A 21,547-nucleotide genomic window follows, 5' to 3' on the forward strand; every position below is an offset into this window, starting at 1 on the left:
AGAATGAATACACCATGAGTAAAGTAAATGAGCAAGAATTGATTCAATACATTGCGAGCAAGTCCAAAGTCGATCCGAAATGGGTCGACGTTGTGCTGAAGCACGCGCAGAAATTTATTAATAGCGCCAAGCCTAATGCACGCGGCGAGGTGGATATTGATAGCGACGACCTCGTTGATTATGTGATGAGCCGTCCCGATGTGAAATTGAACGAACTTCAAGTCGAGACAATCTTGGACCTTGAGATGGAGTACTTGATGGACAAAGGTCTCGCGGGATACGAGGACTAGTCATTACATGTAGAACCCAAGTGATAGAATCAGAGCCAGTCAATCTCTTTAACCAGAGGTTCGACTGGCTTTGTTGTTGTAGGAGCACTCGTCGATGACCCAATTTGCTGCATAATCTTATCCATTAGGGATCGGATGACATAAACTTAACTAAGCAGTTCTATACAGGATCACACCCAATCATCGGAGTGGGAAGAAGGTTAATTCATGGTTCGATCAACGACGAAACGGGAAATAAGCTCCATCATGCTGCAGTATGGTCTACATGTGCGTTCCGTTCATTCTTGCCGCTCGTTATATAATAGCTCAGCTGGTTATCATGTCGTGACCTCGAATGGAACGGTCTTCTTGAAACCTTTCAAGGGATTGAAAACTAGGTTGGCACAAGTACATTCCCGCTTGTTATGGCTGCGGGAAAATGATTTTCACCATATGCCCCTATGGTACACCACAAGGAAAGGAAAGTACGGGGTAAGCTATAAGGGGAAGTTGTATTATGTATCCGAATGGATCGAAGGTAATCGGTTAGATAGGAACGAGCAAGAGTATGAAAGACTGGGTGAAGTGCTGGGGAGATTGCATCATCTCACAAAACAGTTTGTCTCCAAATCATCTTCCTTACCGTTTCGAGAATGTGATCGCTTCAAGCTGCAGCATAAGATGTTCGTCCATCGATTGCCAGTACTTAAGAAGAAATCGAACGGAGTTGGCAAATGGTTCAGAGATGAAGGAGATCGGTGTCGTGTGCTGGCAGAGGAGGCATGGCGTCTATTACGTCAGCCAGATGTGAGGAGGGCGCTTCGCAACATATCCCTTATTCACGGGGATGTAACGAAGCCGAACGTGATTGTAGGATCCAATGAAGTGTATTTGGTTGATTGGGAATTTACGGTACGAGGCTCGGCGTATTATGAAGTTGCAAAGACGCTTAATAACATCATGGACTTCTCGATCCCACACATTTCTGCCTTCCTGCAGGGCTATCAGAAGATGAATCCATTGACATTGCAGGAACGATTGATTATAGCTGCTTTATTCCGATTGCCGCGCGAAGCTTGGATTGCTAGCCACAGAATCATAGCGGGTTGTAAGTATGCAGATTTGTTCAAAGGCTTGAAAAACTCTTGGGCGAAGCGGCTGGAAGTCATTCAATGGATGGATGCTTGGGCAAGACAGGAGCCGCAGTCAGGTGTATGTGTACAGGATCTCTCATCAGGGATCTAGAAAATCTATAAAATGAACGTTGAGAGGCCATGTAGCAGTGCATGAGCCTCTTCGGACTGCATCCGTTCTGTTATCGACTCGAGGTTCTCTTGACCCATAATGAACTAAATCGGCAGCATAAGAAAATGACCAGATTCCCGAGCATCGCAATTCCGAATACGACAGCCGGGTTCGCGAGTTCAGAAATCCATCCGGCAGCGAATATGGCGAACGGCATGCCTAGCTTGAAGAGTGATCCCGTAATCCCGCTGATCCGTCCGATGAGGTGATGCGGGGTCGTCTCTTGACGGAAGGTCCATATACTAACTGTGCTGATCGTCTCGAAGAGCCCGTTGAAGAAGAGTGCTGCAGCAAGCCAAATTCCCGAATGTGCGGCATAGAGCATTCCATACGTAAACCCGACGAATAGGGTAGTCAAGGTCACGATGACCCCAGCTTCGAATCGCCTCCGCAGCGGCTTTAGCAAGAAGCTTCCAATGAGTCCGCCAGCTCCGGCAGCTGAGAGGACAAGTCCGAGCTCGAAATTCGCAAGTTTGAGGGTATCCTTCGCGAAGAAGATGATCGTCGTATCGACCATGCCTGATGTAGAGTTCAAGAAGATGACGGTCAACGTGATGAGCCACAGCAGACGATTGCTGCGCAATTCGACCCAGCCCGCATGGAGTTCTCGCCAGAACCCTTGCTGCTTCGGCGGTGTGATGATCTCTTCCGATCGAAGGAATAAGAGGGTGATGAACCCGATCATAAATAAGAGTCCTGTTAGAAAGAGACTATCCTGCAGCCGTGGCAGCATGAGTACCAGTCCGGTTAACGCAGGTCCCATAATGCCGATGAGCGTCGTAATGAAATTGAATGAAGCATTCGCGGAGGTCAGCATTTCATTCGGCAAGGTGTGTTTGACCATACCAACACGGGCATTGCCCACGGCATAATTGCATGTCATGAGCAGGAATCCACCGATATAGAAGATCGCCATCGAAGGCTCACTGCGAATCGATAGGAAGTAGAGTAAGAACAGGATGATCACTTGGAACAGCACAGCCCATAAGGACCACTGTTTCTTGCGGACACGGTCGACGAGGACACCGATGAACATGGCGAGTAAGAGATTCGGCAGAAATTCAATGCCGCGCATCGTCGACATCGCTACCGAGGATGAAGTCCATTGATAGAGAATGAGAGGCAGTGCCAGCTCATAGATTTTATTACCGAAGGTGATCATGGCCCCCGAGATGAATAGAACCAGGAAGTTCGGGTGCATCCAGATCGATGATTTTGTTGGTAGGGCTATTTGAGTTGTTGCATTCGTTCGCTGCATCGCTCTTGCATCCTCCTCTTTACTGTGGGAATGAACCCCATTATACTTTTGAAAAAGAAGAAGAAAAAGCGAAAAGGGTATGCATCCTATTTCGCCTTTTTGGAGGGAAGAACGGATGGAAGTTGAAGTGTATTTCGTGAAATTGCGTGAGCACTATGCTGCAATTCCTGATGGGCAAGCCGTGTCGCTATCGATGGATGACCTAACGGGTTTATGGGATTGCACGCGTCGTAATGCACAATTGGTGCTGCGTCGGATGGAGGAGCAGGGGGACGTGGAATGGCATGCAGGACGTGGGCGCGGCAACTTGTCCCGTCTTATTTTCCACACCTCCTACCGTAAAGTGCTGTTGGAGAGAATCAAGTCACTCGTGCTGAACGAACATATCCAAGAGGCGTGGCGCATGCTGGATTCGCACGATAATCAGGATCTCAAAGATGAGGTGACCACATGGATCTCGACACAATTCGGAGTTCGTCAGGATTCGGATGCGAAGGATGTGCTGCGGTTTCCTTTTTACCGTCCGGTGCTCGACCTCGATCCTGCTCATGTGATTCGTCGTACAGAGGCACACTGGATGAGGCAGATTTTCAACACGCTCGTGTCTTATTCGAGTAAAGAGCAGCGAATCGTTCCGGAGCTCGCACACGCTTGGGAATGCGATGCGGCGAAGATACGATGGACCTTCTATCTGCGCAAAGGGGTTCGATTCCATCATGGGAAGCGGATGACGGCTCGCGATGTTGCTTATACGTTTCACCGGATTCAGACGGAGGCGCCAGCGGAATGGATTCCAGCGATGATTCAGAAGATTACGGTTATCAGCGACTATTGCATCGAGTTTCTATTGAATACGTCAAATGCGATTTTCGATCGTTTTATTTGTACGGAGCGGTATTCGATTGTTCCGGAAGATCGATATGACGAGCAGGGTGCCGAGGACCTTGCGGCTATGCCAGTGGGGACAGGCCCTTTTCGAATGGTGGAGAACAATGCATCGAAGATGGTGCTTGAATCGTATGAGAGCTATTTCGAAGGGTGCCCGCATTTGGATCGGATTGAAATGTGGGTATGGCCGAATTATGAGCGGGATTTGCTCCTACAAGTGAAGGAGCAGGATGCGCAGCTGTTGTATAATGAGGCTCAGCCTACAGCGGGAGACCAGCCTTTTCTTCATCAATTGGAGAAAGGAAGCAGTTATCTCACATTCAATCTAGCCAAGGAAGGGGTGCTGCAGGATGCTCAGCTGCGCCAAGCGATTCATGTTGGATTGGATCGGGAGCAGATGATTGTTGACTTGGGTGGCCATCGGATGTATCCGGCTGAAGGGTTCATTCGGGACCAAGGGGATCCGTCCTTCCACTCAGAATATCATCTGTCGTACGCGAAGGAGCTTGTCCGGTCTTCGAGCTATCAAGGCGAGCGAATAACGTTATATACGTATGAGATGGTAAGCAATGAGCGTTGTGCGGCGTGGATTCAAGAAGCGTGCAAGCGGATTGGTATTCAAGTCGAGGTGGTGGTTGTGCCCATCCGGGATCTAGCAAACCAAGATAAGCTGGCTGCCGCAGATATGGTCTTTGCGGGAGAGGTGCTGGGGGAACAGTCGGACATTACGCTGATGGAGATGTACACCATGGATACGAGTTTTATTCGCAATCATCTGAGTCCCGCTGGTGCTCTGGTTGTGAATCATGGGATTGCGAAGTGTCTCCTGGAGGAGAATTTAGATAAGAGAATGATGATGCTGCATGAAATTGAAAAAGCGTTGAAGCATCAGCTCCAATTGTTGTTCCTCTATCATAATGTGCAAACGGCGAGTCATCATCCATCGCTTGGTGGGATATCGCTCAATGCTTGGGGGAAAGTAGATTATCGGCATGTCTGGGTTCGGAGAAAATAAGAGGAGTTTGCCATCGGCAAGCTCCTAGAAATGCCCGACAATAGCAATATGGGAGCGCCTTACCCCTCATGGGGAGGGCATTCTTTGTATTTAATCTGCACTGCTTCCGCCGCTATCTCCGCTACTGCCGCTGTCCCCGTCGCTATGGCCCAGTGAACTGCCGCTATCATTTGGGGAGCTATTATGGTTATGATCGAAGTTCGTACTGCTAGAGTCCGCATAGAAATGGGAGCTCGAATATTCACTGCCTTCACTCGGTCTTTGTGATCCACGTTTGGCAATGATGACGATGATGAACACAACGAATGCCAATAAGATCAAGATAATCAGGTTATTCATAGGGAACACTTCCTTTTTTGCAATAATCACATTGTTATGAAGAATTATACCATTCTCGTTGAGATTCGCGGTGTAAAATTCTGTATTCGTTAGAATCGTAAAAATATGATGAATAGACTTGACTTCATAAGATAAATACCTTAATATTCCAATAAATGAAAATGAATCTAAAAGCGAAGAAGAGAAAGAGTACCAATGGCGATGTCTCTTACAGAAAAGCTCCGGTAGCTGAGAAGGAGCAGGGAATAACCTTGGGAATATGGTCTCAGAGCTGCGCATCGAATCCCCGCTTGGGGATGTAGGCTGCGCCGGGTCCTGCACCCGTTACTGTGCTAGGGTATAACCGCTGCTTGCTTGGCGCAGTACCCGAAGAGGTGACTGCTGGAAGGCAGGAATGAAATTGGGTGGTACCGCGTGAGTTGAACTCTCGTCCCTTTGTGGATGAGGGTTTTTTTGCGTTTTCTAAGAAAAAGGAGGATGAAAGATGGAGTATGTATTTATTGGCGGGGCATGGCCTTATGCGAACGGTGATCTGCACCTCGGGCGCCTCTCGAGCCTGCTGCCGGGTGATGTGCTCGCGCGTTATTACCGTGCGAAGGGGAAGAAGGTCCTTTATGTATCGGGCAGTGATTGCCATGGGACGCCGATTGCGGTGCAAGCGGCGAAGGAAGGCGTAGAACCGCAGGTAATCGCCGATCGTTACCACAGGCAATTCATTGAATGCTTCGCTAAGCTGAGTGTCTCTTACGACTGGTATACGCGTACAGATCAGGCTGGTCATCATCATGTTGTGCAAGAGGTATTCTTAGCACTTCTGCGAAAAGGAATTCTGTATCGAAAGACGGTCCAGCAGACCTACTGTGAGACGGATCATCGATTCCTGCCCGATCGATATGTCGAAGGGACTTGTCCGGTATGCGGCAGCACTGCGAGAGGGGATCAATGCGATGTCTGCGGGGCACTGCTCGATCCAGCGGATTTGCTGGATCGAACTTGTAAGCTATGCGGTAATTCCCCTGTGGAGCGGGCAACGGAGCATTATTATTTCGAGCTCTCGAAATTCCAAGAAGAGCTCACCTTATACGCCCAACATGCCACGGGATGGCGAGATAATGCGGTGCAGATGACGCAGCGGTACTTCAATGAAGGGTTACAGGATCGAGCCGTAACAAGAGATTTGGATTGGGGGATCGAGGTTCCTGTGCAAGGGTTCGAAGAGAAGAAGATTTATGTCTGGATCGAGGCAGTCTGCGGCTATTTGTCAGCGAGTAAGCAGTGGGCGAACGAGACCGGAAATCGCTGGGAACCGTACTGGATCGAAGGAGAAGGGGACGTGCTCGCCTATTATGTGCATGGCAAAGATAACATACCGTTTCATTCCGTTATTTGGCCGGCGTTATTACGAGGCGTTGGTGATCTCCATTTGCCGGATCGGATTATTTCGAGCGAATACATGACACTTGAAGGAAGAAAGTTCTCGACGAGCCGGAATTGGGCGATATGGGTACCTGATATGCTGCAACGGTATTCAGCAGATTCTATTCGCTATTTCCTTATTGCTAATGGTCCGGAGCGACGAGATACAGATTTCTCTTGGCGGGAGTTCATTTATAGCCATAACGGCGAGTTGCTAGGTGCCTTCGGCAATTTCGTGAACCGTACGCTCGCATTCATTCAGAAATCGCTCGATGCGCACGTTCCAGCCGGGCACATGGATCCAACGTGGAGAGAGGCGCTCGAAGAACTTTACCAACAATCTGGAACAGGCATTGAGGAAGCTAGATTCAAGGAATCCCTGGATCTCATCTTCGCCCACATTCGCTCTGCGAATAAATACTTCGATGAACGCAAACCCTGGGTACAGGTCAAGGAAAACCGATCGGCGTGCAGCGATACATTATATACTTGCACACAAATCATCGCGAACCTTGCGAATTTGCTACAGCCGTTTATTCCTTTTGCCTGTGATAAGATTAGAGAATTCTTGTCGCTTAAGGATCCAGTCTGGCAGTGGATCTCGGTTCCGGACAATCAATGGATACAGAATCTCGAATTATTGTTTGAACGCATCGATATCCGTCAGATCGAAGAAGAGACGCGTCTTCTCAGCCAGCAGTCATTCTAAAAGCCTGATACTTTGTTAAATTATTACATTGTGTGCTTGAGATGTTCTTGTTACAATGTACAGCGAGATGTGAGATCTATACACATTTTGGGCGGGCGAGGGGTTTTACGAAGAAGAAGGTTCACCAAATGATTCAAAAATGGTTTCGTCTACAGGAACACGGTACGAACGTAACCCAAGAGATCATGGCGGGAATCGTCTCATTTTTTACAGTAGTCTATATTATTGTCGTCAATGCGTCGATTCTCGCGGATGCGGGGATTCCTTTTGAAATGGGCGTTGCGGCGACAGTATTTACATCGTTTATAGGTTGTCTCATGGTCGGCTTCTGGGCAAATACCCCGAATGTGCTTGTACCCGGTATGGGTGTGAATGCATTATTCACGTACACGATTGTACAAGGTATGGGGTTACCCTGGCAGGAAGCGTTGGCCGCCGTCTTCATTTCGGGCTTGGTGGTTACGGCCATTTCATTCACGTCTTTGACGGATTTGATTGCCAAGGCGATCCCGAATTCGCTGAAACATGCGATTACGGTTGGGATCGGGTTCTTGCTCACGTTCATTGGGATGGAAAAAGGCGGCTTGATCGTCTCTGGTAAGAGCACGCTCTTGGCGTTAGGCAGTTTTTCCGACCCGCACGTACTTCTGACGTTGGCCTCACTTGGGATTACGCTCTTCTTGTTCGTGCGTAATGTCCGGGGGAATCTGTTGATCGGTATCGCACTTGGCACAGCGCTTGCAGCGTTGTTCGGCGGACTGAATACAGGTTCTGGAGGTGAAACGGCCCTATCCCTTGCGGATTATGGTTCGTTCATCGGTGCCATGTCCTTCGACAGCATCGGTTCAATCGTCTTCTGGGTCGCGGTATTCTCGCTCATCTTGGTCGTCTTGTTCGAGAATGTCGGCTTGATTCATGGTCAGATGGAAATGATCAAGCGTCCTGACAAGTTCAAGCGTACGTTCCAAGCTAGTGCGGTATCTGCCGTGAGTGCTGGTCTGCTCGGTACGAGTCCGACGATTTCTTCGGTGGAGTCAGCAGCGGGGATTTCGGCTGGCGGGAGAACAGGATTAACCTCCATTACGACAGGGGTTCTGTTCCTGAGCTCGATGGCAGTCATTCCGCTCATCAAGATGATTCCGAGCTCCGCGATTGCGCCGGTGCTGATGATTATCGGGGGGCTAATGATCCAGGGCATTCGGGAGATCAAATTCGACGATATGACGGATTGGTTCCCAGCGTTTCTGACGATTGCAGCGATTCCGCTCACCTCGAGTATCGTGGATGGAATGGCATTCGGCTTCATCGCGTATCCACTCCTTAAGATCGCAACAGGCAAATGGAAGAGTGTTGGCATCGTATCCTACGTGATCGCAATGCTGTTTGTTATGAATTTTGTGCTTCATACTGCAGGTTAATGGAATAAGAAGTAGATGGTAGAGCCGCCTTCGTCAGAGGGCGGCTTTGCTGCGTTCGCAGCAGCTTGGAGTTAAAAGAAAAAGCACACCGGAACGATTAAGTCCTGGTGTGCTTTATTCGTTATCCTGCTTGGGATGTTTCTTTTCGAATTTCCTTCGATTGAACGCTGTCTTGCTCTTGGTATGCTTTAAGTGTACCGATTCTGGTGCCTAGTTATTCGTTATTCTTGGCGCTCTTGATCGCGATCCGGGGCAGGCTGCTCCGGTGCATCTGCGTCTACAGGCTCAGAATCCACGGACTTGCTGTGCGCGCGATCCGCGCTTTCTTCTGAGGAGGGAGTGACGGCAATCGGCTCTTCAGTCACATAAATTTCTTCTTTAAACGAGTTGCCGCAATGACTGCAGAATTTTGCCTCGTAAGGAGCGGCTTCTCCACAGGAACAGAGTTTTTCTCCTTTGACACGCGCGAGTTCTTGTTCTAAGGCTACAATTTGGATTTCTATGTCGGAAATTTCACGGCATAGCCCCTTCATACGCCCTTCAGCGTCATCCATTGAAGTGGATGTGACGGTACTCATCCCGGATGCACGGTACACGAGTTCACCGAGCTGCTCATAGTGCTCCTGAATATCTTTGCGTTTGGACGCAATCTGGGTGTATAGCTTCGTGTACTCTACTGTTTGCTGTGCTTTATCTTTCACTTGGTTCAGACCGGATTTCATTTTATCGAATATGCTCATGGCTATTCCTCCTCTAAATACATACAGGTCGTGCATTTCCCTTATTATCCCATGCAGCAGTAGTCAGGGCAATAGAAGGACGAGCTGGTTACACGAAAAAAGACTGCCGTTCACCGAGGAGCTTCGTGGTGAATGACAGTCATTAGCGTAGACTTCATTATTCGGAGCCAGTCCGTAGATGGCCTGATCGAGCGACCTTGGTCTCCAGGTACCGCTCATTGAATTCGGACACATCACCCCAGAGAGGAACGCGTCCAGATAGGTTCGCGCCAGATTGCTGCAAAGCCTGCAGCTTTCTTGGGTTGTTCGTAATGAGTGTAACCGGTTTGGAACGCAAGGATTGAAGCACGAGAATCGCTTCTTCATAATTTCGTGAGTCATCGGAGAATCCAAGCTGTAGGTTTGCTTCAACCGTATCGAGCCCTTCTTCCTGCAGCAAGTAGGCTAGAGCTTTGCTGAAGAGTCCAATACCGCGTCCTTCATGATTCGCAAGATAGAATAGCGCGCCAGCGCCTTGCTTCACGATCATCTGCATCGATTGACGGAGCTGGAAGCCGCAGTCGCATCGTTTACTTCCGAAGATATCGCCTGTATGGCAAATGCTATGGAATCGGATAATGGCATCATCCGCATGCTCGAAATCGCCGTAGACGAGTACGCTGGATTGCTGCATCTCTGCAAGTGAAGCCTGCGATAACCGGGCAACCAAGGCTTCAATCGGAAGCTCTTGTCCCGGGGTCGTATTCGGCAGTGCATCGCTAGGCACCCAGCAATACCACTGAAAAATATGCGTCTCCCCATGTAGATTCACCGGCAGCTTGATTGGGCCGGCCAAATAGAGGGACTGGTTGGTATCTTGTATATAACGGACTTTATGCTTCAACACATCTGTGATTTTTTTGGATATTGTCATATCGCGTCGCTCCTAACTTTCAATCTTACACATTAGTTACTTAATGTAAGTAAGTATATTATTAAAACCAAGTTGAGTCAATGGATTTAACGTTGGATGATTTTGTGCGGCGACTCTACTTTGCTACTTCTTAGTATAGTGATATAAGTCACAACGAGCAAATAGGTGAATTGTGGTTCTTTTAATGCCAATTGGGGTACGTTAATGCGAGTGGTGTTCAAATGAAGAACAGATGTAGGAGGATTGCAGATGCAGAAGGCGCATCCAATGGACCGAGCCGAACGGCTTACAGGCCAGTCATGGCTGCTGCTTGCGGTGCACGCATTGTTCGTGATTGCGAGCAGTCTATCGGGAACCTTCCTCGGTGTATACCTTTGGAAAGCAAGTCATAATTTTGCGGCGATCGGCTGGTTTACGCTCTTGACCCATTTGTGTATGGCGCTGACATTCTGGATTGCAGGGTATGTGGTGAAGAAAGGCTATACATTATTATGTTTTCGAATAGGGATTGCACTCTCCGCGGGTTTCTATGCGATTGTCTTGCTTCTCGGGACGTCTGCCGTTCACTATATTTGGCTGTTAGGGCTTGTGCAAGGGCTTGCTACCGGGCTATTCTGGCTTGTGTTTAATGTAATTTATTTCGAGGTGTCAGAACCCGATACACGGGATCGATTCAATGGTTGGATGGGGATATTCGGTGCGATTGCGGGGATGGTTGCACCTTGGTGTTCGGGGCTTCTGATTTCGCATATGAACGCAGAGCGTGGTTACCGTATGGTGTTCATGATCTCACTCGGTACCTTCATCGCCGGGGTTGTCGTTAGCTTTTGGTTGCGTCAGCGGCGAACAGAGGGAGTCTACGAATGGAGACTGCCTGCCCGTATTTTGCAGACGAAGGGGACACCGTGGCGATCTATTCTCGGAGCACTGGCGGCGCAAGGATTCCGTGAATCCGTATTCGGGGTGATGATTGGTCTGCTCGTATATATCCAGACGGGGAGTGAGATGAAGCTCGGTAACTTCACATTGATTACATCGGCGATTGCTTTCATCAGTTTCTATTTCGTGGGCAAATGGATTAAGCCGTCTTGGCGGAGCCCGGCCATGCTCCTGGGTACCGTGGCGCTGATCGTGGTGATTCTACCGTTCTTCTTCGGCATGAGCTACATGACGATGCTGATCTTCGGGATTGGGACTTCACTCTTTATTCCGCTCTATACGGTCCCCATGACCTCGGCGGTCTTCGACTTGATTGGACAGAACGAGGAGAGTGTGCGGCAGCGGGAGGAGTATATCGTGCTTCGCGAGTTGGGGCTGAGTGCGGGGCGTATCGTGAGCATGCTTCTATTTATTGTGACGGTGTCTGTCAGTCAAGATCCGCTCGTCTTGAACATTCTGCTTCTTGTCGTGGGCAGTGCCCCCTTCGTATGTTGGTTATGTATGCGGGGATATCTCCGTTCAATGGCGGGGCAGAGAGAGAAGATGCCACGGAGAGAAGTTACTCGGTGAGGATTGTGAAGTGGATTAATGAAAGGAGTGGGATTGCCGCCACTCCTTTTTCTGTGGGATGGGACGATTACGGCTTGTGGATCGCAGGCTGATTGACCAATCCACGGCCAATCAGATTGGCGGAGATAGGTTGCTTCCCGATTTCTCTTGCCCACACGGATAATTGGCCCATATGATGAATCTCATGTGCGATGATATGACGCGTAATTTCACCCCAGGTATCTATCACGATGCTTCCATCTGGTCGTGTGTCTTGGAAAATCCGATTCTCCATCTGCTCGTTCCATTCGCTTACGAAATCGATCACCTCGGGGCGGAATGCGGCTTCCAGCTCACGTACTCGTGCAATGCTCTGATAGTCATCGAAGCTTTCTTGGAAATCCGGTCTTCCTTGCATGGCGCGAATCCAGCTCCACTCGACATCGATGATATGGAAGAGTGTATGTAGAATACCTCCTACGCCACCGGTCCGAACTTTCAATAGCTCATCCAGTGGAACATCTTCACACCAGCGGAACCAATCGTCCCGAACTTGCCAATTGTATTCGAATAATGTTTTCAAGGTGATCCCTCTTCTCTCTGAGTAAATTCCAGTTCTATCCTTTTAGTATACGGGAATCTGTCCTGAACGTGGTTAGAATTTAAATGACTTGTAAAAATTGTTCAGCCCTCTTATCGGCGAGGGAAAATCAGGATATAATAATTGCGATGGGAAGGCATGTCCGACCTATACAATGCTGCGAAAAGAGGATGAGGAGTAGTATGAATATTGCACCTTATATCAATTTGGATGGTCAATGTGCAGATGCCGTTGCATTCTATGAGAAGGCACTGCAAGCGAAAGTCAAAGGAATCATGCGTTTTGGCGATATGCCAAATGAAGATCACCCGATCCCTGATGAAGCTAAAAATCGTGTGATGCATGCTGCGATAGAGATTGATGGCCATACTATCATGTTCTCAGATACTTTCCCTGGACAGCCATTTACATATGGAGATCAGCTGAGTATTGCGATCGTATCCAATGATATGGAACGATTGAAGTCGATCTATCATGCACTCGCAGATGGTGGACAGGTGATCATGGAACTGCAGAAGACGTTCTGGAGCCCGCTGTATGGCATGGTGAAGGACAAGTTCGGTATCCAGTGGCAGCTTAACGGCGAAGAGTGTAAAGAATAGTAGCATAAGAACATATAGGATAAGGAGAGGTGTCTCGCGCGCACCGGGTGCCTCTTTTTTTGTGCGTGCCAATCAAAAAGGATGCTCCTCAGTAAATAACCTTTACAGGTTAACGGGGGGCATCCCTTTTGTATGCGGTGTGTTTCGTTTACACGTAAGATCTCTTGCGGAAGAAGAGAAGCGCTGCACCACCGAGAATGAGCAGCATCGCAAGGATCGGTTGGCCTGTGGATAGTTTGCTTAAGATGGAACCGATCGTGAAGACCACGAAGAAGATCAAAGATAGTGCGAGTAGAATATTGATCGGAATGAGCAGATATTTGTTCCGACTGCCCATCCAATAGAATTCGAACAATCCGACGGCAGGCGCGAGAATAAATCCTGGCCACATGATGCCCCAGCTGTCGAACAGCATGGAGATCTGACATACAATCCCTACGGTCATTAGAATCCCACCCGGGATTAATAATCCAACCCCTCGGCGATCTGTTACGGAGAAATACAGCCAATGCAGGAATACGCCAATCGGGATGATGAACATGGTAGGCCAGAAATATTTGAATATCGTGCCCGTACCCCAGGATTCTCCGCCGCTTGTTACGAGCAGAATCCCGAGAACAATCAGAATGCCGCCCATTAGCCAATTTCGGTTCATTTTTCGTTCGCTCCTTATCATTTCGTACATGTCGTTAATTCTCATCTTAGCATGGGGGTCCCGTATTGTCCTCAGACTGGGGAGCGAAGGAACACTAGACCAAAGTCTAGGTTCGTTAATGCTGAGGATTTTTGTACTTATCCATCTGAATGGCAGTATCGATCGATGATTCAATGGACAGGATGCCGAGTACGGTAACGATACTAAATAGGATGCCGTAGAGCACGGTCTGGAAGGAAAATCCGAACATAGCTACGCAAGCGCCCCACTCTAAGGCGATTGCAATGGTGCTGAGGATAAGCTTCGCTTTTTTATTCATAATCATACTCCTCTTCAACGTGATATTTACCTTATTTTAACAGGGGTTAGGTGTTGTCGACAAGGGAATGTTCATAGAATGTTCAAGAAATAAGGGGTTGAAATGACAAAAATCACTAGCTATAATAAACTCATTCGAGACGAAAGTGAACGGGTGTTTACTAATGCAGTATTTAAAAGATGACGTCAAAAACAATATTCTTCGCGCAGCCTTGTCCGAATTTCTGGGGCATGGTTACATGAACGCGTCCATGCGTCAGATTGCGAATTCGGCAGGCATTACACCGGGGAATATTTATCGATATTTCAAGAGCAAGGAAGATCTTCTTCATGAGCTGCTGCATCCTACATACGAGCAGTTCCTGCAATACCTCGCGGAGATTCAGCTGAATATTGAGCAGACCTGCACGAATGAGAATACGGATCCGATCGATTATATCAACATGATCCAGAATACATTGCTGGAGCTAATCAAGGAATCGAGCAGTGAGTTCCGGATTATGCTGAATTTAAGTGCGGGATCGAAGTATGAGCATGTGAAGCAGGATTTGATCGAATTTGTCATCCAGATTATCGAGAAGTTCTTCTTAGCGGCACGAGATTTGTCAGGACCATCCCTAGTGGAATTGAAAGACACGATTCGTATGATTTCATCCACCCTTATTGAAGGGGTATGTATGATCCTGCGCGATCATGAAGATGGGGCTACGGTTCAAAGGTTGGCAAATGAATTGTTGCACATTTACTCGGCTGGGATTTGCCAGAGACTCGGCCAGTAATTTTTTTGTTCTAAAAATGAACAGTCGTTTATTAACCTTTTAATGGATAGGGAGTGTGGAGAGAGATGATGAACAAAATTATTAAGTGGCGCTGGGGAATTCTTGCGGCATGGCTTGTTGTGACGGCACTGCTCGTCGCGTTCCAGCCGGATGTCAATGCAATTCTACGGCAGAGAGGTCAAGATCCGCTCACCGAAGACAGCCCGTCGAAAGTGGCTGGCGCCCTGCTTAAAGAAATGAGTGGTGGCGGTACATCGCGGAGCAATATCCTCGTCTTCCATACGGATCAGAAGATGACCGATGCCGAGATGAAGCAGGTTGAGCAGGGCGTCGCTGATGTAACGGCCAAGAAGTCCGAGTTGGGACTAGAGAATATTCTAGATCCGTTCTCCATGCCAGATGCGAAATCATCCTTGATCTCGGACAATCAGACGACGCTCATGGTGAGCTTCGAGTTGGATCGCAAAGGGCGAGAGATCGAGGATATTAAGAATGAATTCGGTCATGTGTTGAAGGGGATGGATGTCCCTTACTATTTGACAGGCGAGGATTTCATTCAAGAGGACTATATCAAAGCGTCGGAATCCGGCGTGGAGAAGAGTGCGATTCTAACGGTGGCTTTCATTCTGCTCGTCTTGATCGCCATGTTCCGATCGGTATTGATTCCATTTATTTCGCTCTTGCTCGTGGGCGTCTCCTACTTAGTCTCCATGGGGATCGCGTCACAAGTCATTGATAAGCTGAACTTCCCGGTGACGAGCATTACACAGATGCTGCTCATCATGATCTTGTTCGGGATTGGCACGGACTATAACATCCTGTTGTTCAATCGGTTCAAGGAAGAGCTGGCACATGGACGTTCGACGAACGAAGCGATTATCGTCTCTTACCAGACGGCAGGGAAGACAATCTTCTATAGTATTCTGACCGTGTTCATTGCTTTTGCCGGACTTAGCTTCTCGAGCTTCGGGATCTATAAATCGGCGAATGTGGTCGCGATTGGGACGGCGGTGTTGGTCCTTGAGATTATGACATTGACGCCGTTCTTCATGAAGACGCTCGGGGTGAAGTTGTTCTGGCCTTCGAAGAACAAAGATGGACATAAAGAGAGCAAGTTCTGGGCGAAGCTGACGGGTATGTCGGTACGTCATCCGATCATTACGACAGTGATCATTATTGCGCTGATGATTCCCGTGCTCTTAACGAGCGGACAGAAGCTGTCCTTCGACCAATTGAAGGAGCTAGGTAATGGTTACCCTTCTACCCAGGGGTTCAATATTGTAGCGGAGAATTTCAGCCGCGGTCAAGCGCTGCCGACGACCGTTGTCGTGAAGAGTGATCAGGCATTAGATAATAACGATAACCTTGCTGTGATCGATAAATTGACGGATAAAATCAAAGGGATTGAAGGTGTGAAGAAGGTTGCGAGTGTAACGCAGCCGCAGTCCAAACCGATTGATGAATTCTATATTAGTTCACAGTCGGAATCGGTTGCGGAAGGGATTTCGGCAACCAAGGATGGCGTTGACAAAATTCAAGATGGGATTCATCAGATGAACGAGAAACTGGTGAGTCCAGATTTCTCCGATGTCACGAAGTTGGCATCCGGAACAGGTGAAATCTACAACGGTTATAACCAGATCACGGGAGCAATGAATCAAGTCGCTGCAGGGATCGATCAGGGCGCGAATGGTGCAGATCAACTGAAGAAGGGGATTTCCCAGCTGAAGACAGGGATGAAATCTGTCTCGAGCTCGACAACGGAACTGAGCCAAGGGATCTCGCAATTACAGCAAGGATATGGTTCTCTAGCTGATGGATATACACAGCTTGAAGCGAAGCTTCCTGGCATCCAGCAAGGACTTGCTGGCATGAACGGGTTGATCGGTGGGCTGGGTGCGAAGTATAGCCAGGTGAGTGAAGACCAAGACTATGCGAAGTTGAAGCAGACAGGGGCGTCCCTCGAATCGGGCGTTGCTCAGATGGTCGGTGGAATGCAGGAACTGAACAAGAATTATGCGCAGCTGAATACTTCCTTCGCCAAAGCTTCCGCAGGACTCCAGCAAGTTGCTGCAGCACAGACACAAATGGCATCGGGGATGGATGAACTTGAGTCGGGCGCTTCAGCGCTTGCGAGCGGCTTGCATAAAGGAGCTGCCGGCAATCGTCAAATTACGGCGAATATGAAGAAGCTTAATGATGGGCTTGCGAAAATTCAAGAGGGACAGAAGAAGCTGGGCGTAGGGCTTACCAGCTTATCCGACGGCATGTCCCAATTGAAGGATGGCCTTGGTAAGAGTGGCAACGGTCTTGGAGATATCTCCGAAGGATTGGGTAAGACGGGTAATTTTATGACAGAGCTAAATAATGCGAAGACGTTCTTCATTCCGCGCGAAGCGCTCACGAGCGAAGATTTCGGCAAAGCGGTAGATAACTTCATGTCGAAGGATCGTGAAATTACGAAACTGCTCGTTGTGCTTGATAATGACCCGTATTCCCAAGCGGCGCTAGGTACGATTGAAAAAATCAATGATGCCGTTGCGAGTACGTTGAAAGGAACGGTGCTCGCCAATGCACAGTTCGGTGCAGCAGGACCAAGCTCCTCGACGTATGATATAAACAATGCACAGGTGGATTCTTTCAATAGTACCGCAATCATCGTTATTGTGGGGGTATTTCTCGTCTTGCTGCTTGTGATCCGTCAATTCTGGCCGGCGATTTATATCATTCTCTCGCTTGTCGCGTCCTATTATGTCGCAATGTCGGCATCGAACTTCATGACGGAATATATTCTGAAGGCGGATGGGGTATCGTCCTTCGTACCATTCTTCTCCTTCATTATTATCGTCGCGGTTGGCGTCGACTACAGTATCTTCCTCATGATGCGGTACAAAGAGTATGGTTCCATGGCACCGAGAGATGCCATCGTGCATGCAGCCAAAAATATCGGCGGCGTGGTCATCTCCGCTATGATCATCTTAGGCGGAACCTTTGCGACATTAATGCCATCCGGACTTGTTCTGCTTATTGAGCTAGCGACAGCGGTCATTGTAGGCTTGCTTGTCCTATGCTTCATCTTGCTGCCAATGCTGCTGCCAGCGCTGATGGTCCTTCCAGATGCGTTTAAGCGCAAGGGTGCGCGGGAGAAGGAGCAAGTGTATCAGAACTCGTTCGAATCATAAAATGAACATCCAGGAATGAAAAAAGTCTCCAGAGCCACGGCCCACGTGGTTTTGGAGACTTTTTTGCTTAACAGGATTGCTGTGTGTTATTGTTGTTGGCGGAAATGGTTCATAACCCAGTTGATGCCGTTGATGTGATCTGTGACTTCGCCGTGCAATGCTCCGAAGAATGTATCTTGCAGCTCTACCGTAGCTTGTCCGTTATCTGCTACTAATTTATCGTACATGCGGCGCATATCCGCTTCACTATCGATGTTCAGAATGACTTTGATGTTGTGGCCTTTTGGTACATGACCGCCATACGTACTAGAGAAATGCAGCAGGCTGTTTCCAATGTGGAGCTCTGCGTGTCTTAGAATACCTTGATGTTCATTGAGGATTTTCACCTCACCGCCGAATAGGCTTTGGTAATATTGTATGGATGCTTCGACATCTTCGACGACGAGAAATGGGCTTGCGCTTGTAATCATAAGAGGACTCCTCCTTCATATTTAAGAAACCATTCAGTTTCACTTTTTTTATTATATGAAACCTTTTGGTTGTATGTCAAATTGAAATTTCGATTGTGGTTAGACGAGCTGGGAAGTATACTTTGAGCAAGATCGAGAACAATGCAAAGGAAGGAACGAGGTGACAGAATGAGTACCGTCTACAAAAACTGTCAGAGCTGCGGGATGCCGATGTCTAGTGACGAGCGTGGCGGCGGATCGGAAGCAGATGGCACGAAGAGTACGATGTATTGCAGTCATTGTTATGAAAATGGCGCATTTACGCTGCCGAATATTACGCTAGACGAGATGCGTGAGCGGGTGATTGGCAAGATGAAAGAATTCCATTTTCCAAGGTTTATTGGCAAGCTGTTTACGCGGAACTTGCATCAATTGGAGCGGTGGAAAGGGAGCAGGCCGCAATAAAGTGCCTTCTATTGACACACAGGAAATAAAGCAATATGATACATACATATGAATGTATGTAAAAGAGGTGATGTATTGCCACGTAATAAATATCCAGAAATAACTGAACAGCGTATATTGGACACGGCGACGAAGCTTTTCCTCGAAAGAGGGTGGGAACAGACCACCATTCAAGATATCGTTGATGATCTAGGGGATTTGACGAGAGGTGCATTTTATCATCATTTCAAATCAAAAGCAGATATTATCGACGCCGTTCTCGACCGATTGGCTTTAGAAAATAATCCTTTTGAACAAACAAAGGATATGACAGGTTTAAATGGTTTGGGAAAATTAAAAAGTGCTTTTTTATTGTCCTTTACGAATCAAGGTCAGATCGATGCAATGAAGTCGATCCCATCGATTTTGAGAAGCCCGAAGCTGATTGCCAATCAATTAATGGACTGTATCAATACAGGAGCTCCAGATATCCTTGCTTTTATTGAAGAAGGTATGAAGGATGGATCAATTTCTATCGAATATCCCAAGCAGACGGCTGAGACGCTTATGCTGCTGACGAACATTTGGCTTAGTCCTATTATTTTCGCGGTGGATACAGAGGAATATATGCAAAAGGTAAGACACCTGCGGGAATTGTTCCAGGGTATAGGCTTACCCCTTATGGATGATCAAATCCTAGCGGCGCTCGAACAGTTCCACAAAGAAATGTGTAATCTAAAATAGACTGTCGTAAGATAGTTTGTTTTTTTTGATAAAATACATACATATAAATGTATGTAAAATGCAAAGGAAAAGCAATTATGCGTGGAGGGATGAAGAATGAGGGATTTAATGAAGCTTGAACTGAAAGGAAACACCATTCGTATATATATCCTTTCTACGCTCGTCATTACGATGATTATGTTGGGGATGCTCTATCTATTTGCTTATGTGCCACAATTGGATCCCGATGATGCAGATATGCGGCTGTTTGTTGGATTTAACCATATGATTCCGTTATTCAGCGTGCTCCATATGACCGTTTTTTGTGTCATGTCCTCAGTGATGTATTCTCGATTTGTTATTGAGGAATATACGGGACAGCGGGTCATCCTTCTCTTTTCGTATCCGATAAAAAGGAGTGAAATTTTCATTTCTAAAGTTATGGTTGTTTCTTTGTTTACAATCATCGCTATGGTTCTTAGCAACCTCATCATCTTTGCTATTTTCGGTATAAGCGAAGCGATCTCACCGCTAGTCGGTGAAAGGATTACAATTGAAGTCATTACGAAAGTGATTAAGACGACTGCAATGATGGCTGTTTCGGCTGCGGGGTTAGGTGCCATTGCAATGGGAATCGGATTTATTCGTAAATCGACGCCTACAGCGATCATTTCTGCGGTATTACTTTGTTCTTTATTATGCAATATCGTAGCTGGGAGCTTAACATCTACTGTTCCTGCTCTTGTATTTATGGTAATAACAATCATCGTCGGAATCCTATTTACAAACACTGTAATGAAAAAAATTAGCTGTATGGAGGTCTAACACAAATGGAACAAAAAATTGAAGGATTTATCGATCGTACGCTTGACAATTTTGCTCCACAACTTCTTTGGTTTAGTATTATTGTAGGTGTCATCATCATCCTATTAGGAATCGCTTTTACAGTGAGAAGGTCCTCAACAAAGAACTTGCAGACCGTTGGAATGGTATGCATTGGCGTCGGCGTTCTAGCGATTGTAAGTGGTTTGGTACAAATGTGAGGACTGGTTATGAATTTCGGTTAATTTCATTTCGTTTCATGGATTCTGCGAAGATAAATAAATCATTAATTGAAAAGTTGTTCTTTAAGTACTCCTTATTTCCGATAGTCACATCATAATGCATGCCTTCTTTTTGAAACCGTATTTCGTAACTGATGTGGGAATTTGTACGATAAAGAACCTTTGTTCCATCATGAAAGGTATGAAATTGATCGTGGAATCCTTTGTATTTCTCCAACGCTATCGTTGCGGGCATAATATAAATTTGGATGATCCCGTTTATAGGCGAGTTGTGATATCTTAGGACCAATCGCTGATGGATATGTTGAATTTCTCCGCTGAAATGGGTAATTTCAAAAGGGAAATGAGCAGGCACATATATTTCTCTTTGAAATAACTGTTGATAATCTTGGATGAGCTTCGCTTCGTCCACAAGCGGGTTCGCACCATCGAATACCGTTCTGATTTTTGTGATTTTATTGTTCGCAACGGCTATCTCCCATATGAGTGCAAGTCGTTCACCACCTAACGTCTCATCTAGGAAATTCGCTGTCAGAACTCTGACATGCTTTAATGGAGAGTTAACCAATTGATAGCTAATTATCGGACTATTTTCTCTGATTTCAGGAAGCGTCACTCCATATATATCAGCCTGTCTTCAGGAATGTGGGCGATAATGTTTACCACTTGCGTATTTAATGTAATCCATAGGTCCAAGATCTGTCCCATAGGCTGATTCTGATAATTCATATGCTCTACCCATTGGTTCTGCGCATATTTAAGTACGACGTAGGGCTGAGGTTCATATTGTGCACGTACAAAACGCTGCATATTCGTCAGAGCTGAGTCGCACAGATGACCGAGGATTTCTTTTTTGGACCATCTGTGAGGTTGTGGTCGTATGGAAGATTCGAGTTCAGACAATGACCCGATCCTAACAGGGACTTCGGTAATCCAATGTTGTAATCTGTCTATTGTTGCTTTCATGTTTTT

23 protein-coding genes and 1 other annotated feature are annotated in these 21,547 nt (G+C 47.2%); of the genes, 13 read left to right on the forward strand and 10 right to left on the reverse strand.

Going from position 1 to position 21,547, the window contains the following annotated elements:
* The first annotated feature begins 14 nt into the window (after positions 1–14).
* On the forward strand, positions 15–290 hold the full coding sequence (locus AC3WU2_RS06025; protein ID WP_492452294.1) for a hypothetical protein: 276 nt from the start codon (positions 15–17) through the stop codon (positions 288–290).
* 207 nt (positions 291–497) lie between these two features.
* On the forward strand, positions 498–1,514 hold the full coding sequence (locus tag AC3WU2_RS06030) for a phosphotransferase (protein ID WP_492452296.1): 1,017 nt from the start codon (positions 498–500) through the stop codon (positions 1,512–1,514).
* Positions 1,515–1,584: 70 nt separating this feature from the next.
* On the opposite strand, the gene AC3WU2_RS06035 is transcribed toward AC3WU2_RS06030, so the two are convergent.
* A complete protein-coding gene (locus AC3WU2_RS06035; protein ID WP_492452298.1) occupies positions 1,585–2,832 on the reverse strand; it encodes an MFS transporter in 1,248 nt (415 codons plus the stop codon).
* A gap of 115 nt (positions 2,833–2,947) precedes the next feature.
* On the opposite strand from AC3WU2_RS06035, the gene AC3WU2_RS06040 reads away from it, so the two are divergent.
* Positions 2,948–4,735 (forward strand): SgrR family transcriptional regulator, encoded by a 1,788-nt coding sequence (locus tag AC3WU2_RS06040; RefSeq protein WP_492452300.1) that lies wholly within the window; start codon positions 2,948–2,950, stop codon positions 4,733–4,735.
* 90 nt (positions 4,736–4,825) lie between these two features.
* Here AC3WU2_RS06040 and AC3WU2_RS06045 read toward each other — a convergent pair whose 3' ends face one another.
* Positions 4,826–5,074: a hypothetical protein gene (locus AC3WU2_RS06045; RefSeq protein ID WP_492452302.1), complete on the reverse strand. Its 249-nt coding sequence runs from the start codon at positions 5,072–5,074 to the stop codon at positions 4,826–4,828.
* Between the two features lie 167 nt (positions 5,075–5,241).
* Positions 5,242–5,512, forward strand: a binding site (T-box leader).
* A 46-nt stretch (positions 5,513–5,558) separates the two neighbouring features.
* Here AC3WU2_RS06045 and metG point away from each other — a divergent pair.
* Both metG and AC3WU2_RS06055 read left to right on the forward strand, forming a co-directional pair.
* Positions 5,559–7,199 carry a methionine--tRNA ligase gene (metG, locus tag AC3WU2_RS06050; protein WP_492452304.1) on the forward strand — a complete coding sequence of 547 codons (1,641 nt, stop codon included), beginning with the start codon at positions 5,559–5,561 and terminating at the stop codon, positions 7,197–7,199.
* A gap of 128 nt (positions 7,200–7,327) precedes the next feature.
* Positions 7,328–8,617 carry an NCS2 family permease gene (locus AC3WU2_RS06055; RefSeq protein ID WP_379344049.1) on the forward strand — a complete coding sequence of 430 codons (1,290 nt, stop codon included), beginning with the start codon at positions 7,328–7,330 and terminating at the stop codon, positions 8,615–8,617.
* Positions 8,618–8,838: 221 nt separating this feature from the next.
* Here AC3WU2_RS06055 and AC3WU2_RS06060 read toward each other — a convergent pair whose 3' ends face one another.
* Together AC3WU2_RS06060 and AC3WU2_RS06065 are read right to left on the reverse strand one after the other, a co-directional pair.
* Entirely contained in the window at positions 8,839–9,357 is a 519-nt protein-coding gene (locus tag AC3WU2_RS06060; protein ID WP_492452307.1) for a zinc ribbon domain-containing protein, read from the reverse strand.
* Between the two features lie 157 nt (positions 9,358–9,514).
* Positions 9,515–10,270: a GTP cyclohydrolase II gene (locus AC3WU2_RS06065; protein WP_492452309.1), complete on the reverse strand. Its 756-nt coding sequence runs from the start codon at positions 10,268–10,270 to the stop codon at positions 9,515–9,517.
* A 249-nt stretch (positions 10,271–10,519) separates the two neighbouring features.
* Between AC3WU2_RS06065 and AC3WU2_RS06070 the strand changes: the two genes are divergently transcribed.
* On the forward strand, positions 10,520–11,779 hold the full coding sequence (locus tag AC3WU2_RS06070; RefSeq protein ID WP_492452311.1) for an MFS transporter: 1,260 nt from the start codon (positions 10,520–10,522) through the stop codon (positions 11,777–11,779).
* A 67-nt stretch (positions 11,780–11,846) separates the two neighbouring features.
* Here AC3WU2_RS06070 and AC3WU2_RS06075 read toward each other — a convergent pair whose 3' ends face one another.
* The gene (locus AC3WU2_RS06075; protein WP_492452313.1) at positions 11,847–12,341 is read right to left on the reverse strand and encodes a DinB family protein; all 495 of its coding nucleotides are present in this window, start codon (positions 12,339–12,341) and stop codon (positions 11,847–11,849) included.
* Positions 12,342–12,541: 200 nt separating this feature from the next.
* Here AC3WU2_RS06075 and AC3WU2_RS06080 point away from each other — a divergent pair, with 200 nt between their 5' ends.
* Entirely contained in the window at positions 12,542–12,961 is a 420-nt protein-coding gene (locus tag AC3WU2_RS06080; protein ID WP_379344059.1) for a VOC family protein, read from the forward strand.
* 148 nt (positions 12,962–13,109) lie between these two features.
* Here AC3WU2_RS06080 and AC3WU2_RS06085 read toward each other — a convergent pair whose 3' ends face one another.
* Together AC3WU2_RS06085 and AC3WU2_RS06090 are read right to left on the reverse strand one after the other, a co-directional pair.
* Positions 13,110–13,616, reverse strand: a complete 507-nt coding sequence (locus AC3WU2_RS06085; protein WP_018754452.1) for a vWA domain-containing protein — start codon at positions 13,614–13,616, stop codon at positions 13,110–13,112.
* Positions 13,617–13,731: 115 nt separating this feature from the next.
* Positions 13,732–13,935 (reverse strand): hypothetical protein, encoded by a 204-nt coding sequence (locus AC3WU2_RS06090; RefSeq protein WP_379344062.1) that lies wholly within the window; start codon positions 13,933–13,935, stop codon positions 13,732–13,734.
* Between the two features lie 163 nt (positions 13,936–14,098).
* Here AC3WU2_RS06090 and AC3WU2_RS06095 point away from each other — a divergent pair, with 163 nt between their 5' ends.
* Both AC3WU2_RS06095 and AC3WU2_RS06100 read left to right on the forward strand, forming a co-directional pair.
* Entirely contained in the window at positions 14,099–14,713 is a 615-nt protein-coding gene (locus AC3WU2_RS06095) for a TetR/AcrR family transcriptional regulator (protein WP_492452317.1), read from the forward strand.
* Positions 14,714–14,778: 65 nt separating this feature from the next.
* Positions 14,779–17,895 carry an MMPL family transporter gene (locus AC3WU2_RS06100; RefSeq protein ID WP_492452319.1) on the forward strand — a complete coding sequence of 1,039 codons (3,117 nt, stop codon included), beginning with the start codon at positions 14,779–14,781 and terminating at the stop codon, positions 17,893–17,895.
* An 86-nt stretch (positions 17,896–17,981) separates the two neighbouring features.
* Here AC3WU2_RS06100 and AC3WU2_RS06105 read toward each other — a convergent pair whose 3' ends face one another.
* The gene (locus AC3WU2_RS06105; protein WP_492453186.1) at positions 17,982–18,362 is read right to left on the reverse strand and encodes a VOC family protein; all 381 of its coding nucleotides are present in this window, start codon (positions 18,360–18,362) and stop codon (positions 17,982–17,984) included.
* A gap of 171 nt (positions 18,363–18,533) precedes the next feature.
* On the opposite strand from AC3WU2_RS06105, the gene AC3WU2_RS06110 reads away from it, so the two are divergent.
* The 4 genes from AC3WU2_RS06110 (at position 18,534) to AC3WU2_RS06125 (ending at position 20,554) form a co-directional block, all read left to right on the forward strand.
* Positions 18,534–18,809 (forward strand): zinc ribbon domain-containing protein, encoded by a 276-nt coding sequence (locus tag AC3WU2_RS06110; RefSeq protein ID WP_492452321.1) that lies wholly within the window; start codon positions 18,534–18,536, stop codon positions 18,807–18,809.
* 75 nt (positions 18,810–18,884) lie between these two features.
* Positions 18,885–19,532 carry a TetR/AcrR family transcriptional regulator gene (locus AC3WU2_RS06115; RefSeq protein ID WP_492452323.1) on the forward strand — a complete coding sequence of 216 codons (648 nt, stop codon included), beginning with the start codon at positions 18,885–18,887 and terminating at the stop codon, positions 19,530–19,532.
* A 96-nt stretch (positions 19,533–19,628) separates the two neighbouring features.
* On the forward strand, positions 19,629–20,336 hold the full coding sequence (locus AC3WU2_RS06120; RefSeq protein ID WP_492452325.1) for an ABC transporter permease: 708 nt from the start codon (positions 19,629–19,631) through the stop codon (positions 20,334–20,336).
* Positions 20,337–20,341: 5 nt separating this feature from the next.
* On the forward strand, positions 20,342–20,554 hold the full coding sequence (locus AC3WU2_RS06125) for a hypothetical protein (RefSeq protein ID WP_492452327.1): 213 nt from the start codon (positions 20,342–20,344) through the stop codon (positions 20,552–20,554).
* 7 nt (positions 20,555–20,561) lie between these two features.
* Here the strand turns inward: AC3WU2_RS06125 and AC3WU2_RS06130 are convergent, their stop codons facing one another.
* Positions 20,562–20,987, reverse strand: coding sequence for a hypothetical protein (locus tag AC3WU2_RS06130; RefSeq protein WP_492452329.1), 426 nt, complete (start codon positions 20,985–20,987; stop codon positions 20,562–20,564).
* 200 nt (positions 20,988–21,187) lie between these two features.
* Positions 21,188–21,541 (reverse strand): DinB family protein, encoded by a 354-nt coding sequence (locus AC3WU2_RS06135; RefSeq protein WP_492452331.1) that lies wholly within the window; start codon positions 21,539–21,541, stop codon positions 21,188–21,190.
* Positions 21,542–21,547: the final 6 nt, after the last annotated feature.

This window comes from Paenibacillus sp. EB106-05-06-XG162 (assembly GCF_058791655.1).

Excerpts from the sequence above, each read along its gene's own strand:
- AC3WU2_RS06025 (WP_492452294.1), top strand. The coding sequence starts at position 15 with ATGAGTAAAGTAAATGAGCAAGAATTGATTCAATACATTGCGAGCAAG.
- AC3WU2_RS06030 (WP_492452296.1), top strand. The coding sequence starts at position 498 with ATGGTTCGATCAACGACGAAACGGGAAATAAGCTCCATCATGCTGCAG.
- metG (WP_492452304.1), top strand. The coding sequence starts at position 5,559 with ATGGAGTATGTATTTATTGGCGGGGCATGGCCTTATGCGAACGGTGAT.
- AC3WU2_RS06040 (WP_492452300.1), top strand. The coding sequence starts at position 2,948 with ATGGAAGTTGAAGTGTATTTCGTGAAATTGCGTGAGCACTATGCTGCA.
- AC3WU2_RS06045 (WP_492452302.1), bottom strand. The coding sequence starts at position 5,074 with ATGAATAACCTGATTATCTTGATCTTATTGGCATTCGTTGTGTTCATC.
- AC3WU2_RS06055 (WP_379344049.1), top strand. The coding sequence starts at position 7,328 with ATGATTCAAAAATGGTTTCGTCTACAGGAACACGGTACGAACGTAACC.
- AC3WU2_RS06070 (WP_492452311.1), top strand. The coding sequence starts at position 10,520 with ATGCAGAAGGCGCATCCAATGGACCGAGCCGAACGGCTTACAGGCCAG.
- AC3WU2_RS06110 (WP_492452321.1), top strand. The coding sequence starts at position 18,534 with ATGAGTACCGTCTACAAAAACTGTCAGAGCTGCGGGATGCCGATGTCT.
- AC3WU2_RS06125 (WP_492452327.1), top strand. The coding sequence starts at position 20,342 with ATGGAACAAAAAATTGAAGGATTTATCGATCGTACGCTTGACAATTTT.
- AC3WU2_RS06095 (WP_492452317.1), top strand. The coding sequence starts at position 14,099 with ATGCAGTATTTAAAAGATGACGTCAAAAACAATATTCTTCGCGCAGCC.
- AC3WU2_RS06090 (WP_379344062.1), bottom strand. The coding sequence starts at position 13,935 with ATGAATAAAAAAGCGAAGCTTATCCTCAGCACCATTGCAATCGCCTTA.
- AC3WU2_RS06085 (WP_018754452.1), bottom strand. The coding sequence starts at position 13,616 with ATGAACCGAAATTGGCTAATGGGCGGCATTCTGATTGTTCTCGGGATT.
- AC3WU2_RS06080 (WP_379344059.1), top strand. The coding sequence starts at position 12,542 with ATGAATATTGCACCTTATATCAATTTGGATGGTCAATGTGCAGATGCC.
- AC3WU2_RS06120 (WP_492452325.1), top strand. The coding sequence starts at position 19,629 with ATGAGGGATTTAATGAAGCTTGAACTGAAAGGAAACACCATTCGTATA.
- AC3WU2_RS06060 (WP_492452307.1), bottom strand. The coding sequence starts at position 9,357 with ATGAGCATATTCGATAAAATGAAATCCGGTCTGAACCAAGTGAAAGAT.
- AC3WU2_RS06065 (WP_492452309.1), bottom strand. The coding sequence starts at position 10,270 with ATGACAATATCCAAAAAAATCACAGATGTGTTGAAGCATAAAGTCCGT.
- AC3WU2_RS06035 (WP_492452298.1), bottom strand. The coding sequence starts at position 2,832 with ATGCAGCGAACGAATGCAACAACTCAAATAGCCCTACCAACAAAATCA.
- AC3WU2_RS06135 (WP_492452331.1), bottom strand. The coding sequence starts at position 21,541 with ATGAAAGCAACAATAGACAGATTACAACATTGGATTACCGAAGTCCCT.
- AC3WU2_RS06100 (WP_492452319.1), top strand. The coding sequence starts at position 14,779 with ATGATGAACAAAATTATTAAGTGGCGCTGGGGAATTCTTGCGGCATGG.